The 16,050-nt window shown below is 68.3% G+C and carries 13 protein-coding genes; 10 read left to right on the top strand and 3 right to left on the bottom strand.

The genetic code is table 11. The features are described from left to right. Window positions 1-90: 90 nt before the first annotated feature. The 8 genes from VI123_RS16660 (at window position 91) to VI123_RS16625 (ending at window position 9,801) form a co-directional block, all read left to right on the top strand. Window positions 91-1,392 (top strand): hypothetical protein, encoded by a 1,302-nt coding sequence (locus tag VI123_RS16660; RefSeq protein WP_336339188.1) that lies wholly within the window; start codon window positions 91-93, stop codon window positions 1,390-1,392. Between the two features lie 64 nt (window positions 1,393-1,456). Next, window positions 1,457-2,491, top strand: a complete 1,035-nt coding sequence (locus VI123_RS16655) for an NAD(P)/FAD-dependent oxidoreductase (protein ID WP_336339187.1) — start codon at window positions 1,457-1,459, stop codon at window positions 2,489-2,491. A 36-nt stretch (window positions 2,492-2,527) separates the two neighbouring features. Then, a complete protein-coding gene (gene rqcH, locus VI123_RS16650; RefSeq protein WP_336339186.1) occupies window positions 2,528-4,660 on the top strand; it encodes a ribosome rescue protein RqcH in 2,133 nt (710 codons plus the stop codon). A 36-nt stretch (window positions 4,661-4,696) separates the two neighbouring features. After that, entirely contained in the window at window positions 4,697-5,725 is a 1,029-nt protein-coding gene (locus VI123_RS16645) for an AIR synthase family protein (protein ID WP_336339185.1), read from the top strand. A 161-nt stretch (window positions 5,726-5,886) separates the two neighbouring features. Next, window positions 5,887-6,588, top strand: a complete 702-nt coding sequence (locus VI123_RS16640) for a DUF4013 domain-containing protein (protein WP_336339184.1) — start codon at window positions 5,887-5,889, stop codon at window positions 6,586-6,588. A gap of 106 nt (window positions 6,589-6,694) precedes the next feature. After that, complete coding sequence (locus tag VI123_RS16635; RefSeq protein ID WP_336339183.1) at window positions 6,695-7,405, top strand: DUF4013 domain-containing protein; 711 nt, start codon at window positions 6,695-6,697, stop codon at window positions 7,403-7,405. A 60-nt stretch (window positions 7,406-7,465) separates the two neighbouring features. Further along, window positions 7,466-8,533 (top strand): mRNA surveillance protein pelota, encoded by a 1,068-nt coding sequence (locus VI123_RS16630; protein ID WP_336339182.1) that lies wholly within the window; start codon window positions 7,466-7,468, stop codon window positions 8,531-8,533. 110 nt (window positions 8,534-8,643) lie between these two features. Further along, window positions 8,644-9,801, top strand: coding sequence for a sensor histidine kinase (locus VI123_RS16625; protein WP_336339181.1), 1,158 nt, complete (start codon window positions 8,644-8,646; stop codon window positions 9,799-9,801). Here VI123_RS16625 and VI123_RS16620 read toward each other — a convergent pair. Next, window positions 9,798-10,550, bottom strand: coding sequence for an MBL fold metallo-hydrolase (locus tag VI123_RS16620; protein WP_336339180.1), 753 nt, complete (start codon window positions 10,548-10,550; stop codon window positions 9,798-9,800). The two genes, VI123_RS16625 and VI123_RS16620, sit on opposite strands and share 4 nt — an antisense overlap. 246 nt (window positions 10,551-10,796) lie before the next feature. On the opposite strand from VI123_RS16620, the gene VI123_RS16615 reads away from it, so the two are divergent. Beyond that, window positions 10,797-11,411 carry a class I SAM-dependent methyltransferase gene (locus tag VI123_RS16615; RefSeq protein ID WP_336339179.1) on the top strand — a complete coding sequence of 205 codons (615 nt, stop codon included), beginning with the start codon at window positions 10,797-10,799 and terminating at the stop codon, window positions 11,409-11,411. A 9-nt stretch (window positions 11,412-11,420) separates the two neighbouring features. Here the strand turns inward: VI123_RS16615 and VI123_RS16610 are convergent, their stop codons facing one another. After that, window positions 11,421-12,206 carry an ArsR/SmtB family transcription factor gene (locus tag VI123_RS16610; protein ID WP_336339178.1) on the bottom strand — a complete coding sequence of 262 codons (786 nt, stop codon included), beginning with the start codon at window positions 12,204-12,206 and terminating at the stop codon, window positions 11,421-11,423. Window positions 12,207-12,275: 69 nt separating this feature from the next. Continuing rightward, on the bottom strand, window positions 12,276-13,151 hold the full coding sequence (locus VI123_RS16605) for a dihydrodipicolinate synthase family protein (RefSeq protein ID WP_336339177.1): 876 nt from the start codon (window positions 13,149-13,151) through the stop codon (window positions 12,276-12,278). Between the two features lie 96 nt (window positions 13,152-13,247). On the opposite strand from VI123_RS16605, the gene VI123_RS16600 reads away from it, so the two are divergent. Beyond that, entirely contained in the window at window positions 13,248-15,998 is a 2,751-nt protein-coding gene (locus VI123_RS16600; RefSeq protein ID WP_336339176.1) for an ATP-dependent helicase, read from the top strand. Window positions 15,999-16,050 lie beyond the last annotated feature (52 nt).

The raw sequence follows: 16,050 nt of genomic DNA, 5'->3' as shown, positions 1-16,050 counted from the left end.
GCGTCTCCGGGACGCCACTGCGGGGGAAGGACCTCCTTACCGACGGCTTGGCTGCTCCGTAACTAATCCCGCGCTGCCGTACGCTCCTGTATGAGCGATGCCAGCCGACTCCGCGTCGCCGTCGTTCTCGGCACCGTCGCGCTCGCGTCCGCCTTCGCTGTCGGTGGCGTGCTCGCTTTCGACGCCGGACCCCGGAGCGCCCCGTCGGACGCCCCCGCAAGCGGCGCCACTGCCCCGTCTATTTTCGAGGACCTCACGGGGACGCTGTTCGAGGCCGACGGGACGGACAGACCGGACGGCGACGAAGAGACGGAGGAGCCGACGGAGAACGAGGAGACAGAGGAGACGGAAGAGTCGACTGAGAGTGAGGAAACAGAGGGGCCGACCGAGAGCGAGGAAACGGCCGACTCTGCGGAAGACGACGAATCGGAGGATTCTACGGACACCGAGGAGACTGAAGAGCCGGCCGAAAACGAAGTGACCGAAGAGCCGACCGAGACCGAAGAACCCACAGACGAAGACGAGACTGAAACCGAGGAGCCGACCGAAATCGAGGAACCAACTGCAACTGAAGAGCCCACTCCAACGGAAGAGGCCACGGAGGAAGACGAGACTGAGGAACCAACTACGACCGAGGAACCGACTACTACGGACGGGCCGACCGACACTGCGGAGCCGGCTGAGACAGAAGAACCGACCGAAAACGAAGAAACCGCGACCGAGGAACTGACCGAACGTGGAGAACCAGAGACCGGAACACAAGAGGAACCAGCGACGGAAGGCGGTTCCGACGACGGTGACGACTCGGACGAGACCGACGACTCTCAGTCCGGCGACGAGACCGACGACGAGACCGAGCCGTCGACCGACGGAGCGACCGCACAGACTGGGACGCCGGGCGGCGCTGCGCCTGCCGCCACTGCGACCGCCGACCCCGGAACGACTCCCGGGACCGAAACGGAGCCCGACGGGCCCGAGCGCCAGGGAACCGCCGACCTGCGGGTCAGGGACGCCTCGCTGTCGGCCGACTGGGTTCGGTCGGGCTTCGACACGACCGTACGGACGACGGTTCGGAACCCCCGGTCGCGGCCGGTCAACGACACGCTGACCGTGACGGTCGACGGCGACCCGGTGGCGACGGACCGGGTGCGAGTCGAAGGCGGGGCGGAGCGGGTCGTCGAGACGGAGTTCGAGGCGGCCGACGGCACCGTCCGCGTCAACGGCGTGAGGGCGGGCCAACTCACGGTCGGAAGCGGCTCCGAGCCAGCCAGTGACGACGACCGGGCGACGACCGCGGCGCAGGGTCCCGGCTTCTCACTCGCGCAGGCGGTCGTCGCGGGCGTGGCCGTCGTCGGCTGGACGCGCCGGCGGTTCCGCCGCCGGGGTCGCTGACTTCTGACGACCGTCCGAACTGGTCGTGTGGTGGATTTTTACTCACACCGTGTGACAGTCCGGTATGGCTCGTGACCTCGCAGTCGTCGGTGCCGGCGCTGCCGGTGCGGCGGCGACGTACGCGCTCCGCGGCGAAGCGGTCGACGTGACAGTGTTCGAGAAGAGCCGCGGTGTCTGCGGACGCGCCGCGACCCGGCGGCACGGCGACTGCACGTACGAGTACGGGGCGAACTACCTCAAGGATGACGACGAGCGCGTGACGGAACTGGTCACCGTGGCGCTCCCGACCGAGGGACTCGTCGACATCGACGAGCCGGTGTACGCCTTCGACGCGACGGGGGAGATAGACGCCGGGCGGGACGCCGACGAGCACAAGTGGACCTACGAGGCGGGCATCACGCAGCTCGCAAAGCGGCTGTTCGCCGGGGCCGACGTCGACGTGGAGAACGGCGTGCGGGTCGAGCGCCTGGAGCGACAGCGGGACGGGTGGCGGCTCGAAGACGACGGCGGGGCCGACCTCGGCCACTTCGACGCCGCGCTGTTGACGCCGCCCGCGCCACAGACGGCCGACCTGCTGGGGCAGTCGCGGTGGGACCACGACGACTGCCGGGAGCTTCGGGAGGCAATCGCCGCCGTGCCGTATCGGACGGTCATCGCCGGCGTTCTCCACTACCCCTTCGAACTCGACGTGCCCTGGTACGCCGCGGTCAACGCCGACAATGACCACGACATCGGCTGGGTCGGCCGCGAGGAGTGCAAGGACGGCCACGTCCCCGACGGCGAATCCCTGCTGCTGGTCCAGATGAACGAGCCGTGGTCGATTGCGAACTACGACGAACACCCCGACGCGCTCGTCGACGACATCGCCGCGCGGACGGCGCGATTGCTCGACGACGACCGGCTGGCCGACCCGGACTGGACCGACCACCAGCACTGGCGCTACTCCCAGCCCGAGGGGGAGGCCGACCACGACCTGCTGTCGTGTGCGGCCGAGCACGACCTGCACTTCGCCGGGGACTGGGTGGCCGGCGAGGGGCGACTCCACGCGGCCCTGCGGAACGGGCTGGAGACGGGTGAGGCCATCGCCGACGGCGGGTAACGGAACGCCTTTGGGTGCCCGCCGACAGCCACCGACATGGACCACAAGCGGGAACTGACGAGCGTCGACCTCGCCGCCCTGGAGGGCGAACTCGCCGGCTACGAGGGCGCGAAGCTCGACAAGGCGTACCTCTACCCCGAGGACGACCTCGTCAGACTGAAGCTCCGGGACTTCGACCGCGGACGCGTCGAGTTCCTCATCGAGGTCGGTGACGTCAAGCGCGCCCACGTCGCCGACCAGAGCCACGTCCCCGACGCGCCGGGCCGGCCGCCGGACTTCGCCATGATGCTCCGGAACCGGCTGTCGGGGGCCGACCTCGTCCGCGTCGAGCAGTTCGAGTTCGACCGCATCATCGAACTGGAGTTCGACCGCGACGACGCCTCGACCACTATCGTCGCGGAGCTGTTCGGCGACGGGAACGTTGCCGTGCTGGACGAGCACGGCGAGGTCATCGACTGTCTGGAGACGGTGCGGCTCAAGTCCCGCACCGTCGCGCCGGGGACCCCCTACGAGTTCCCGTCGGCGCGGTTCAACCCGATGACCGTCGACTACGACGGTTTCGTCGCCCGTATCCGGGAGTCCGATTCCGACCTCGTCCGGACGCTGGCGACGCAACTGAACTTCGGCGGCCTCTACGGCGAGGAACTGTGTACCCGCGCCGGCATCGACTACAACGTCGCCGTCGACGAACTGACCGAGTCCGACTTCCAGCGGCTGTACGAACTCGTCGACGAGATGGGGACGCGCCTGCGTGAGGGGAACGTCGACCCGCGGGTGTACTACGAGACGGTCGGGGACGAGGGAGCCGACGACCCGGACCGCCGCCGAATCGACGTGACGCCGATTCCGCTGGCGGAGTACGACTCGCTGTACAGCGAGTCGTTCACCGAGTTCAACGCCGCGCTCGACGACTACTTCTTCAACTTCCAGCGGGAGGCGGAGGTCGAGGGCGGCGAGACACAGCGCCCCGACTTCGAGGCCGAAATCGAGAAGCAGAAACGCATCATCCAGCAGCAGGAGCAGGCCATCGAGGACTTCGAGGCCGACGCCGAGGCCGAACGGGAGAAGGCCGAACTGCTGTACGCCAACTACGACCTCGTCGACGACGTGCTCTCGACGGTCCGGGCCGCCCGCGAGGACGACGTGTCCTGGGACGACATCGAAGCGACGTTCGACGAAGGGGCCGAGCGCGGCATCGCGGCCGCGGAAGCGGTCGTCGCCCTCGACGGCAGCGAGGGGACGGTGACCCTCGACATCGACGGCACGCGCGTCACGGTCGCCGCCGACGAGGGGGTCGAGGTGAACGCCGACGAACTGTACAAGGAAGCAAAGCGCATCGAGGAGAAGAAAGAGGGCGCGCTGGCCGCCATCGAGAACACCCGCGAGGACCTCGAAGCGGTCAAGGAGCGCCGCGAGGCGTGGGCGGCCGACGACGGAGAGGACGACGCTGACGAGGACGAAAGCGACGACGGCCCGACCGACTGGCTCTCGATGCAGTCCATCCCGACCCGGTCGACCGAGCACTGGTACGAGCAGTTCCGGTGGTTCCACACCTCGGACGGCTTCCTCGTCATCGGCGGCCGCGACGCAGACGACAACGAGGAACTCGTCCAGAAGTACCTCGAACGCGGTGACAAGTTCTTCCACGCGCAGGCCCACGGCGGTCCGGTCACGGTGCTGAAAGCCACCGGCCCCAGCGAGCCCGCGAAGGAGGTTGATTTCCCGCAGTCGTCGCTGGACCAGGCCGCGCAGTTCGCCGTCTCCTATTCCTCCGTCTGGAAGGACGGAAAGTTCGCCGGCGACGTTTACATGGTCGACCCCGACCAGGTGTCGAAGACGCCCGAGAGCGGCGAATACCTGGAGAAAGGCGGCTTCGCCGTCCGCGGCGACCGGACCTACTTCGAGGCCACGCCCGTCGGCGTCGGCGTCGGCATCACCTGCGAGGACGAGACGCGGGTCGTCGGCGGCCCGCCGGCGGCCATCGAGGGGCAGGCGGCGACGACCATCACCGTCGAACCGGGCCAGTACGCCCAGAACGACATCGCAAAGCGACTCTACCGGGAGTTCAGGTCCCGATTCGCCGACGAGTCGTTCGTCCGGAAGGTAGCCAGCCCGGACCAGATACAGGAGTTCCTGCCGCCGGGCGGCAGTCGGATGGTGGAGGAGTGACGTGGTGGTCTCGGCGCGCCCGGGGTGGGCCGAGTCGTGAGTGACCTCGGCAAGATCGACCGCGAGGTGTTCGACCGTGTCATCTACCCGGAACTGGGCGCGGAGCGCGACGACGTGGTGCTCGGGCCGACCCACGGGGTCGATTTCGGCGTGATCGACGTCGGCGGAGAGGCGCTCGTCACGGCCACGGATCCGCTGTCGGTGCTGCCCGACCTCGGATTCGAGACGGCCGGCCGCTTCGCGATGGACGTGGTGCTGGCCGACGTGGCGGTCTCCGGCGTCCCGCCGTCGCACCTCTCGGTGACGTTCACGCTCCCGCCGGCGATGACCGACGACGAGCTCGCGTCGATGTGGGGCGGCATGGCGGGTAGAGCGGAGGAACTGGGTGTGAGCGTCGTAACCGGTCACACCGCGCGCTACGACGGCGTCGACTACTCCTGGGTCGGCGGCGCGACGGCGCTCGGCGTCGGGTCCCACGACGACGTCGTCCGGCCCGACGGGGCGCGACCCGGCGACAGACTCGTCGTGGGGACCGGCCCCGCCGCCGAGGTGGCCGGCCTGTTCGCCCGCCTCTTCCCCGAGGAACTCGGCCTCCCGCCCGAGCGCGTCGCCGTCGCCCAGGAGCGCCTGTCCGACACCGCCGTCGTCGAGGACGCGGCGGCCGTCGCGAGCGCCGGCGAGGTCACGGCGATGCACGACGCGACGGAGGGCGGGATCACCGGCGCGCTCGTCGAGATGGCCGACGGCGCGGGCGTCCGGTTCGACGTGGACAGCGAGGCGGTGCCGCTGGCCGACGGCGTCGGTACGCTCTGTGACGCGCTCGACATCGACCCCTGGCACGTCAGCAGTTGCGGGACGCTGCTGGCCGCTGTCGACCCCGCCGACGCCGACGCCGTCGTCGGCGCGCTCCGGGACCGCGGAACGCCGGCCGCGGTCGTCGGCGAGGTACGCGAGGGTGCGGGACTGTACGTCGACGGGACGCAGCGGTCACACCCGGGAGCCGACCCCTCGTGGGAGGCGTTCGCGCGGTTGCAGGCGGCCGCGGACGGGGACGCCGACGAGTAGTGACTCGCGGGCACCTACCATCTGGACCCGTCTACGACCGATAGCACGGCACACATACTGTTATAAATACTTGTAAGTAGTATTATATGTCGATGTGACACCTCGTCGCGACTGACGTGGCAGCGGCCACGCCGGCCAGGCTGATGTCACGGAGTACCATCATGTTCCAAGAAGCACTACAATATCCGCGGGACGGCGACAGCGCAGTGAAGACCATCGCTATCGGGGGCGTGTTGCTGTTCCTGAGCTTCCTCGTCGTGCCCGTGTTCTTCGTCCTCGGGTACATCGCCCGGACGCTCCGGTCGGTCCTAGACGGCGACGCCGAACCGCCGGTGTTCGACGACTGGGGCGACCTCGGTATGGACGGCCTGAAGGTGTTCGTCATCGGGTTCGCCTACTCGCTCGTCCCGACGGCCATCGCCCTCGCCGCGGTGGTCGCGAGCGGTGCGACGCTGGGCCTGGGCGGTAGCGGATCGGGCAGCGGCCTGGCCGTCGGCCTCATCGTCCTCGTCGCCGGACTCGCGGTGACCGTGCTCTCGCTGGCCGTGGCGTACGTGCTCCCTGCGGCAATCGTCGCGTACGTCCGTTCGGACAACATCGCCGCGGCGTTCGCACCGAGTGAACTCCGCCGGTTCGCCTTCAGTCGGACCTACGCCACCGGCTGGCTGGTCGCGTTCGGTATCAGCCTGCTGGCCGGCGTCGTCATCGGCCTTCTGAACGCCGTCGTCATCGGCGCGGTGCTGGCCCCCTTCGTGACGTTCTACGCGAACGTGGCCGGGGCCTACGCGGTCGGGACCGCCGTCCGCGAGATGCCCGCCGTCGACGCGGGCGGCGAGACGCCCGACGCCCGGCCCGCGGCCTGATTCGACTCGTTGACGTTTTTCGTGTTCCTGCGTGTGGGTTTATCAGACTGGTCCGACAACACTGACCCGTCACCGGGTGCTGTGCCCGAACCCACATCGAGTCCCCATGTTAGAAGACGCAATCCGCTACCCCTGGAACGGCGAGCAGAAGGTCGAAACGATACTCATCGGCGGCGTCTTGAGCCTGCTGGGCGTGTTCTTCGTCCCGGCGCTGTTCGTGTACGGCTATCTCGTCCGCGTCGTCCGGGCGGTGAGTGACGGCGACGACGAGGTACCGCCGGTGTTCGACGAGTGGGGTGACCTGCTGGTCGAGGGGGTGGTCGCGTTCCTGATTTCGCTCGTGTACTCGCTCGTTCCGCTGGTGGTCATCGGCCTCGCCATCGCCTCGCTGGTCCTGCCCGTCTCCGTGGTCTCGACGGCGAGTGGCGAGCCGACGGCGGGGTTCGCCGTCGGCGGCCTCCTGCTCGCGCTCGTCGTTGTCGCCGTCACCCTCGTTGTCTCGCTCGGCGCGGCGTATCTCCTCCCCGCCGCCGTGGCCGCGTACGCGGTGACCGGGCGCGTCGGCGCGGCCTTCTCGCCCGGGACGCTGCGCGCCATCGGCGGGTCGGAGACCTACGCCGTCGCGTGGCTGGTCGCCGTCGTCATCGCCATCGGCGCGCAGGTGGTCGGCGGCTTCGCCACCGTCACCGTCGTCGGGGCCATTCTCGTCCCGTTCCTCTCGTTTTACGGCAACGTCGCCGGCGCGTACGCCGTCGGGACCGCCATCAGGGAGGTGCCGGCCGTGGGAGGCGAGTCCGGGACGCCCACCACGCCCTGACCCGGACGGTCGGCGCGTCGAATGGCAGAACACTTGTGTCCATGAGGCGGACGCTCCAGTATGCAAATTCAGAGCCGGGAGACCACCGCCGAGGGGGCCGAGCGCATCGAGGTGGTCCCCGAGACGCTGGACGACCTCTGGCATCTATCGTACGTCATCGAGCCGGGGGACCTCGTCTCCGGCGACACGACGCGGCGCATCCAGCGCAACGACGACACTCTCCGGGACAAAGGTGGCGAGCGCGAGCCGATGTGGATACAAATCGAAGTCACGGACGTGGAGTTCGCCAAGTTCGCCAACCGCCTCCGGGTCGGCGGCGAAATCGTCGACTGCTCCCGCGAGGACCAGTTGGGCTTTCACCACACGCTCAACGTCGAGGAACACACCGAACTCACCGTCGAGAAGCACCTCAAGCCTGACCAGGCCGACCGTCTGGAGGAGGCCGTCGAGGCGACGGACAATCCCGACGTGGCCATCGCCACCGTCGAGGAGGGCGAGGCCCACGTCCACACCGTCGCCCAGTACGGCACCGAGGAGCGGGCGGCCATCACCTCGACGACCGGCAAGGGCGAGTACGCCCGCCCGCGGAAGGAACTGTTCGGGGAACTGGCCGACGTGCTGAAACGCCAGGACGTGGACGCCTACATCCTCGCCGGCCCCGGCTTCACCAAACAGGACGCCCTGGACCACTTCCAGGACGAGATTCCCGACGTCGCCGAGCAGATTACCGTCGTGGACACGTCGGCCGTCGGCGACCGCGGCGTCCACGAGGTGCTCAAACGCGGCGCTGTCGAGGACGTCCAACAGCAGACCCGCATCGCCGAGGAGGCGGACTACATCGACGAACTGATGGAACGCATCGGGTCCGGCTCTGAAGTGGCCTACGGCCCGGCTGAAGTCGCCAAGGCGGCCGACTACGGCGCAATCGAGACGCTGCTCGTTCTCGACGAGCGGCTCCGGCTCGAACGGGCTGGCGAGGGCGACTGGGACATCGACGTCGACCAGATTATCGAGACGACCGAGCAGAAAGGCGGGGACGTGACCGTCTTCTCGGCGGAGTTCGCGCCCGGCCAGCAGCTCTCGAACCTCGGCGGTATCGCCGCGCTGTTGCGGTACCGGCTCGACTGAGCGGCCCAGCGTGTCTCCAGGCTTTCATTTCAGAGTCGGCTCCCCCGAAACCGTTTTTTGCTCCGGTCTCTATTGATGTGTAGTTCCAATGTCTCCGAGGAGTGGGTGAAATGTCATTCGAAGAACAACAGGACTTTGCCAGACAGGTCGCCGACCTGAACAAGTACGGCCAGGCGCTCAATCGGTGCGACTCCGTCGACGAGGTCGTGTCGCTCACGCTCGAAGCGATGTCGCTTTTGTTCGAGTTCTCATACTCCACGTTCGTCGAGGTGCGCGAGGACGACCTCCGTGTCGTCCACAGCACGAACCCGGACCTCGTCCAGGGCGAACCGCCGAGCGACCTGGCGCGGCGCGCCCGGGACGCCGGCGAGACCTTGGTCGAACAGGGCGCTGACGCGGCTGTCGGGTCCGATTCGGACGTGACGGGGGCTCTGGCCGTCCCGGCCCGGATGGGCGACGAGGTGACCGCGGTGCTGGTCACGCGGTCACAGACCGTCGAGGAGTTCGGGGACGAGTACGTCAAGCCGATGGAGATTCTGGCGACCCACGCCGCGACAGCCATCTCGAACATCCGCTCCCGCGAGCGACTGGAACGCGCACACCGCGACCTCGAGCGGCGAAAGGAGATGATAGAGCTGTACGACCGCCTCCTCCGGCACGACCTGGGCAACGACCTCCAGGTCATCGCCGGGTTCGCCGACGCCGTCGCGGGGCAGGTCGACGGCCAGACGGCGGAGTACGCCGGCAAGATACAGCGCGCGGCCGAGAGCGCCGCGGACCTCATCCACCGCGTCGGCGACCTCGTCTCGACGCTCGAAGCCCAGGACAACCCGGAGCCACGCGACCTCGGGGCGGTACTCGGGGAGACGGTGCGGGACGTCCGGGCAAACTACGGGTCCCTGACCGTCGAGTTCGACGCCGCAGCGTTCGACTACCAGGTGTACGGCGGCGACCTGCTCGACTCCGTGTTCACGAACATCATGTCCAACGCCGCGGTCCACAACGAGGGCGAGGTCCGCATGCGCGTGTTCCCGGCCGAGGCCGGTCCCGACGAAGTGACCGTCTGCTTCGCCGACGACGGCACGGACGTCCCCGAATCGCTGCGCGAGGAAATCTTCGAGATGGGCGTGAAAGGACAGGAGAGCTCCGGGACTGGGTTCGGTCTCGGGTTCGTCCGGGCGCTGACCGAGTCCTACGGCGGCAGGGTCGGCGTGGCCGAAAGCGACGGTGGCGGGGCCGAGTTCCGCGTCACGCTGGAACGCGCCTAGCTGACCGTTATCGTCAGGCCGTCCTCGGCGAACTGCACGTCGCCGTCGTAGCTCTCGGCTATCGAGTCGAGCATCTCCTCGTGTCGCCCCTCGGTGTGTGGGTAGAGGTGCGTGAGGTAGACGCGGCCGACCTCGGCGTCGGCGTCCCGGAGCGTCTCGCCGAGCGTCGACGGCGTCGGGTGGTTCGACACGTCCACCTCGTCCGGGAACGAGCAGTCGTGGACGAGCACGGCCGACCCGTCGGCGAATTCGACGAGGTCGGTGAACGCCTCAGAGTCCGCGCCGAGCGTGATTGCCGGGCCGTCGCCGACGGAGAGTCGATAGGCGAAACACTGCATCGAGTGGCGCGTCTCGCAGGCGTCGCCGTCGAACCCGGCCAGTTCGAACGGCCCGCCGTCGAGGTCCCGCAGCGTCAGGTCCAGTCGGTCCTGCATGTACGCGTGTGTCTCCAGCAGGTCCCGGACCAGGTCGCTCGTCCCCGGCGGGCCGGCTATCGTGAGGGCCGTCTCGCCGGCCAGCCAGCGCGCTTTCATCAGCACGTCGAGGTCCGAGACGTGGTCCAGATGGTGGTGGGTCAACAGCACGGTGTCGACCCCCTCGTACCCTGTCTCGGTGCGGGCCAGCGTGTGTAACGCGCCGCTCCCGCAGTCGACGAGCAGTCGGTTCCCGTCCCGTTCCAGCAGGTAGCCGGACTGCATCCGCAAGCCGGTCGGCATGGCGCTGCCGGTGCCGAGAAACGTGAGGCGCATACTGGAGTCAGCGAGCGAACGGACAAAGGCGTTGGCGTAGGGGGATACGCTGTCAGGGAGCGTCAGCGGAGTGAGGGCGGTGGCCGTCGGCGGGGACGGGGGCAGGGCGGCCGGGGGAAGTCACCCGTCGACGGCGCAGTTCGACCTTTGGACGGGGATAGCAAAAATTCACCCGTGGCTCAAAAACCGTTTTAACCGACCGATACCGAGCGGGAGACACTTGTGCGAGCGCGACGAGTGGCGACTATGAAGAAGTCACTCGACGAACACGCCGAACGGTTCTCCGAACACGCCGACGCCTACGACGAGGACCAGGACTCGGCGGCCTATCGCGCCTGCGTCGACTTCGTCGTCGACCACGCGGCCCCCGGGAGCGACGACGTGGTCCTGGACCTCGGAACCGGCACGGGAGCCATCGCACTCGCGCTCGCCCCCGACGCACGGGCAGTCATCGGCCGCGACATCAGCGACGGGATGCTGGCGAAGGCCCGCGAGAAGGCCGACGAGCGAGGCGTCGAGAACGTGGCCTTCGCCGACGGCCGCTTTCGCGCCCCGAACGTCGACGGCCCGGTCGACATCGTCACCTCGAACTTCGCGATGCACCACCTGGGCGACGACGAGAAGCGCGACGCCATCGACACCATCGCCGACCTCGGGCCGCGGCGAATCGTCCTCGGGGACGTGATGCTGTTCGGCGACGACGACCCCGACGCCCCGTTCTACAGTCCCGAGGTCGACGACCCGGCGACGGTCGGCGTCCTCGCCGACGCCGTCACCGACGCCGGCTACGCGCTGACGGCCGTCGAGATGGTCACCGACCAGGCGGGCGTGCTGGTCGCCGAGCGGGCCGCGTCGAAGTAGCGGCGACAGTCAGCGGTAGTTCCGGTACGCCCAGAGGGAGACGTACAGGATCAATACGAACAGCCCGCCGAGGAAGAAGACCACGCCCGGTTCCAGGGGGAGGCCGCCGCCCGCGGCTTCGGTCGTCAATCGGCGGGCCTCTTCGGTCACCACCTCGGCCGGGGTGTCGGCCGCCGGGGCCGGCGTGGCCTCCGGCGTCTCCGTCGCCTCGGCTATCTGGAAGCCGCCGTCGTCCGCAGCGGTCGGGGTCGCCGTGGGTGCCTCCGGTGTGGCTGTATCGAGGCTCTCGACGTCCCCGCCGCCCTGGCCACCGTCCCCGGCGGTTCCCGCGTCGCCGGCCCCCGAAAACTGGACCGGGAACTGTCCCAGCAGGAGCTGTAACATGACGCTGGCGGCGGTGAGGATGCCGACGATGGGCAGGACGCGGCGGACGAGCGAGCGCAGCGACTGCTTTCGCTCCCGGGTCCCGACGAACAGCACCAGCGGGTCGTCCGGTGGCTCGTACACCTTCATCTCCTGGCCCTTCTCCGAGTACTGGACGCCGGCGACGGTGATGAGCTCCTCGTCTTCCAGTTTCTCCAGGTGATACGAGACCTTCTGTATCGACATATCCAGCCGGTCGGCGAGTTCGGAGGGCGTCCCCGGCTCCTCGTAGACCGTGTTGAGTATCTCTCTGGCCGTCTCCGAGGAGAGAGCGTCGAGTACGGCCGACACGTCTTCGTCGACCCCGACGACCTGGAGCTCCCCGTCCTGTGAGGTGCTCGTGTCGGGACCGCGGGAGGGCAGCAACGACATATGTTCGGTTCACTGCCGCCCAGCGTAATGAATCTCGTGGAACCTCACAGCCTCGTTTGAGCCTGGCGCTCACTCCAGCATGCCGGTCACGGACGCCACCGTGTCCGGCGAGAGCGAGTCCCGGGGCGGTCGCACCGTCGCGTGGTCGATGACGCCGCGGTCGGCGAGCAGCGCCTTCACGGTGGGGGCGAAGCCGTACTCGGCACACGCCTCCGACAGCGGCGAGAGGACGTCCCGCTGGACCGCTCTGGCCCCTGGCACGTCGCCGCTTTCGAGGGCGGTCCCCGCCCGCTCCAAATCGTCGAACAGCAGGTGCGAGAGCGCGCTGACGCCGCCGTCCCCGCCCAGCACGAGCGACGGGACGAACAGGCCGTCGTGGCCTTGGTAGACGGTGAAGTCCTCGGGCGTCCGGTCGAGGACCGACGTGACGTAGGGGAGGTCCCCCGAGGAGTCCTTGAACCCCGCGACGGCGTCCGACTCGGCGAGCGCGGCGACCGTCTCGACGGACAGCGTCTGCCCGACGGCCCCGGGGATGTTGTAGAGATACACCGGCAGGGGCGCGTCGGCGAGCACCGCGTCGAAGAACGCCTCGTTGCCCGCTGCGCTGGCCTGGCCGCCGTAGTACGGCGGTACGACGAGCGCGCTGTCCGCGCCCTGTTCGGCGGCGAAGGCCATCCGGTCGTGGACGGTCGAAACGTCCGTCGCCGCCGTCCCGACCATGACGCGACAGTCGTCGGGCGCGGTCTCCGTCGCGGTCCGGACGACGGTCCGGTACTCCTCGGGCGAGAGGGTCTCGAACTCGCCGGTCGTCCCGCAGGGGACGACGCCGTCGACGCCGGCCGCCGTGACGTGGTCGACCAGCGATTCCAGGCCGGCGACGTCGAGGTCGCCGGTCGCGTCGAACGGTGTCACCAGCGGCGTCAGCACGTCGAATGACTCGGCCATGCCAGAGGCCAGACGCGGCGGTCGCTTAGGCGTTCCCCAAACGGGCGGGCGGAACCCACTTGCCGCGCCGGTCCTACTACCCGGTAAGAGCCGACAATGGGAGGACGCGAGCGTCTCGCAGCGACGGACCCGAGTTTCGACCCGGCGGCGGTCGACATCGACGACACGGAGGTGCTGGAGCGCCTCGCACCCGTCGTCCAGGAGTGGTGGGTCGAGCAGTTCGGCGAGTTCGTCCCCGGCAACGGCGGCTTCTTCACGCCGCCCCAGAAGGAGGCCATCCCGCTGATTCACGGCGGCGAGAACGCCCTCATCTGCGCGCCGACGGGCAGCGGCAAGACGCTGGCCTCCTTCACCGGCATCATCAACGAACTGTTCGGGAAGGCCCGCGACGACGACCTGGAAAACTCCGTCTACTGCCTGTACGTCTCGCCGCTGAAGTCGCTGGCCAACGACATCCACCGGAACCTCGAACAGCCGCTCGACGGCATCACGGCCAAACTCGACCAGCGCGGCGAGGACGTGGAGATACGCCACGCCATCCGCCACGGCGACACCAGCGACAGCGAGCGCCAGGCGATGCTGGAGACGACGCCCCACATCCTCAACACGACGCCGGAGACGCTGGCCATCCTGCTGAACTCCCCGAAGTTCAAGCAGAAACTTGAGACCATCGAGTACGTCATCGTCGACGAGATTCACAGCCTCGCGGAGAACAAGCGCGGGACCCACCTCTCGGTGTCCCTGGAGCGGTTAGAGGAACTGGTCGAGGGCTCGCCCACGCGAATCGGCTGCTCGGCCACCGTCGAGCCGCTGGACACCGTCGCGGAGTTCCTGGTCGGCCGTGAGGAACCCGGCGGCGACCCCCGGGACTACGAAATCGTCGACACGCGGTTCGCCCGGGACTTCGACATGGAGCTGTCCTGTCCGGCCGACGACCTCATCAACACGCCGCGGGACATCGTCACCGAGCGGTTCTACAGACAGCTCCACGACCACATCCAGTCCCACACCAACACGCTCGTGTTCACGAACACCCGGTCGGGGGCCGAGCGCGTCCTGCACAACCTCCGGGAAACGTTCGATGCCTACGACGTGTCGAACTCGGGCTGTCACCACGGGTCGCTCTCGAAGGAGAAGCGCCGCGAGGTCGAGGAGTCGCTGAAGGCCGGGTCGCTGGACGTGGTGACGACCTCGACGAGCCTGGAACTGGGCATCGACATGCCCCACATCGACCTCGTCGTGCAGGTGGGCTCGCCGAAATCCGTCGCCGCGCTCCTCCAGCGCATCGGCCGCGCGGGCCACCAGCTCGGCGAGACCGTCGCGGGCCGTGTCATCGCGCTGGACCGCGACGAACTCGTCGAGTGTGCGGTGATGCTCGAAAAGGCCGAGCGGGGGTTCGTCGACCGGGTGTTCATCCCCGAGAACGCACAGGACGTGGCGACACAGCACGTCTACGGCATGGCTATCAACGACGTTCGCCCCGAGGAGACGTTCAAGAGCGTCCTCCGGCGGGCCTACCCCTACCGAGACTACGGCGACGAGGACTGGGAACAGCTGATGCGGTACATGACCGCCGACTACCCGGGGATGGAGGACAAGAACGTCTACGCCAAAATCTGGCGTGACACGAACGACCCGCCCGACGGGGAGCACCACTACGAGGACTACGCGGTCGGCGAGCACCTCATCGGCAAGCGCGGCCGGCTCGCGCGGGTCATCTACATGACCAACATCGGGACGATTCCGGACTCCTTTACCTGCGACGTGGTCACCCGGAGCGACGACAGCTGGGTCGGCCAACTCGACGAGTCGTACCTCGACACGCTGGAGAAAGGCGACGTGTTCGTGCTGGGCGGGGACAACTTCGAGTACCGCTACCGCCGCGGGTCGAAGGTGTACGTCGACCGGACCGCCGCGCGGCCGACGGTCCCGTCGTGGTTCTCCGAGCGGCTCCCGCTCTCCTACGACCTCGGCCGCGAGATACTGGACTTCCAGGGGCAACTGCTCGACCGGCTGGAGGACGGCGGGATGTCCGAGGTCCGGAACTGGCTCCGGACCTTCCCCGTCGACGAGAACAGCGTGCGGGCCATCGCGCGGATGTTCCGCGAACAGGTGGCCTACGCCGGGGCCGACAGCGTCGCCACGTCCGACCGGCTGGTCGTCGAAGAGACGCTGGACCACGACGAGTACGAGCGACACTACCACGTCCATTCGAACTACGGCCGGCGGTTCAACGACGGCTTCTCGCGGCTCCTGGCGTACCACATCGCGCAGGCGGCCAGCGCGAACGTGCAGGTCGCCGTCGCCGACAACGGCTTCACCCTCTCGATGCCGCTGAACCGCAAGGTCGACATCTCGCGTATCGTCTGCGACCTGGACCCGGAGACGGCACGCGAAGACCTGCGGGCCAGCCTCGACGGGACCGACCTTCTCCAGCGGTACTTCCGCATCAACGCCACGCGGTCGCTGATGATACTCAAACGCTACAAGGGCTACGAGAAGTCGGCCAGCGAACAGCAGGTCTCCTCGGAGATGCTGCTCGGGTTCGCCGAGGACCTGGGCGAGTTCGCCGTCGTCGAGGAGACCTACCGCGAGATTCTGGAGGACAAACTGAACGTCGACGGCATCGAGTCCGTCCTGCGGGCGATACGGGACGGCGACGTGGACGTGGTCCGGACCCGCGTCGACTCGCCGTCGCCACGCGCCTTCGGCCTGGCGACGCTGATGGCCAGCGACGTGGTCCTCGCCGAGGACGAGTCGGCCGTCCTGCAGGAGTTCCACCAGCGGGTGCTGGACGAAATCGAGGGCGGAGACGCCGAGGACAGCGCCGTCGCCACTGACGATTGAAGCGAGCCCCCGTCCGACCTGCCCGCGCCCTGTCTACACTGCCTCCGAGCGA

The organism is Haloarcula sp. DT43, assembly GCF_037078405.1.
Lineage (GTDB): Archaea > Halobacteriota > Halobacteria > Halobacteriales > Haloarculaceae > Haloarcula > Haloarcula brevis.
The sequence above is the reverse complement of the archived record's forward strand: the minus strand, read 5'-3'. Positions and strand labels throughout refer to the sequence as shown.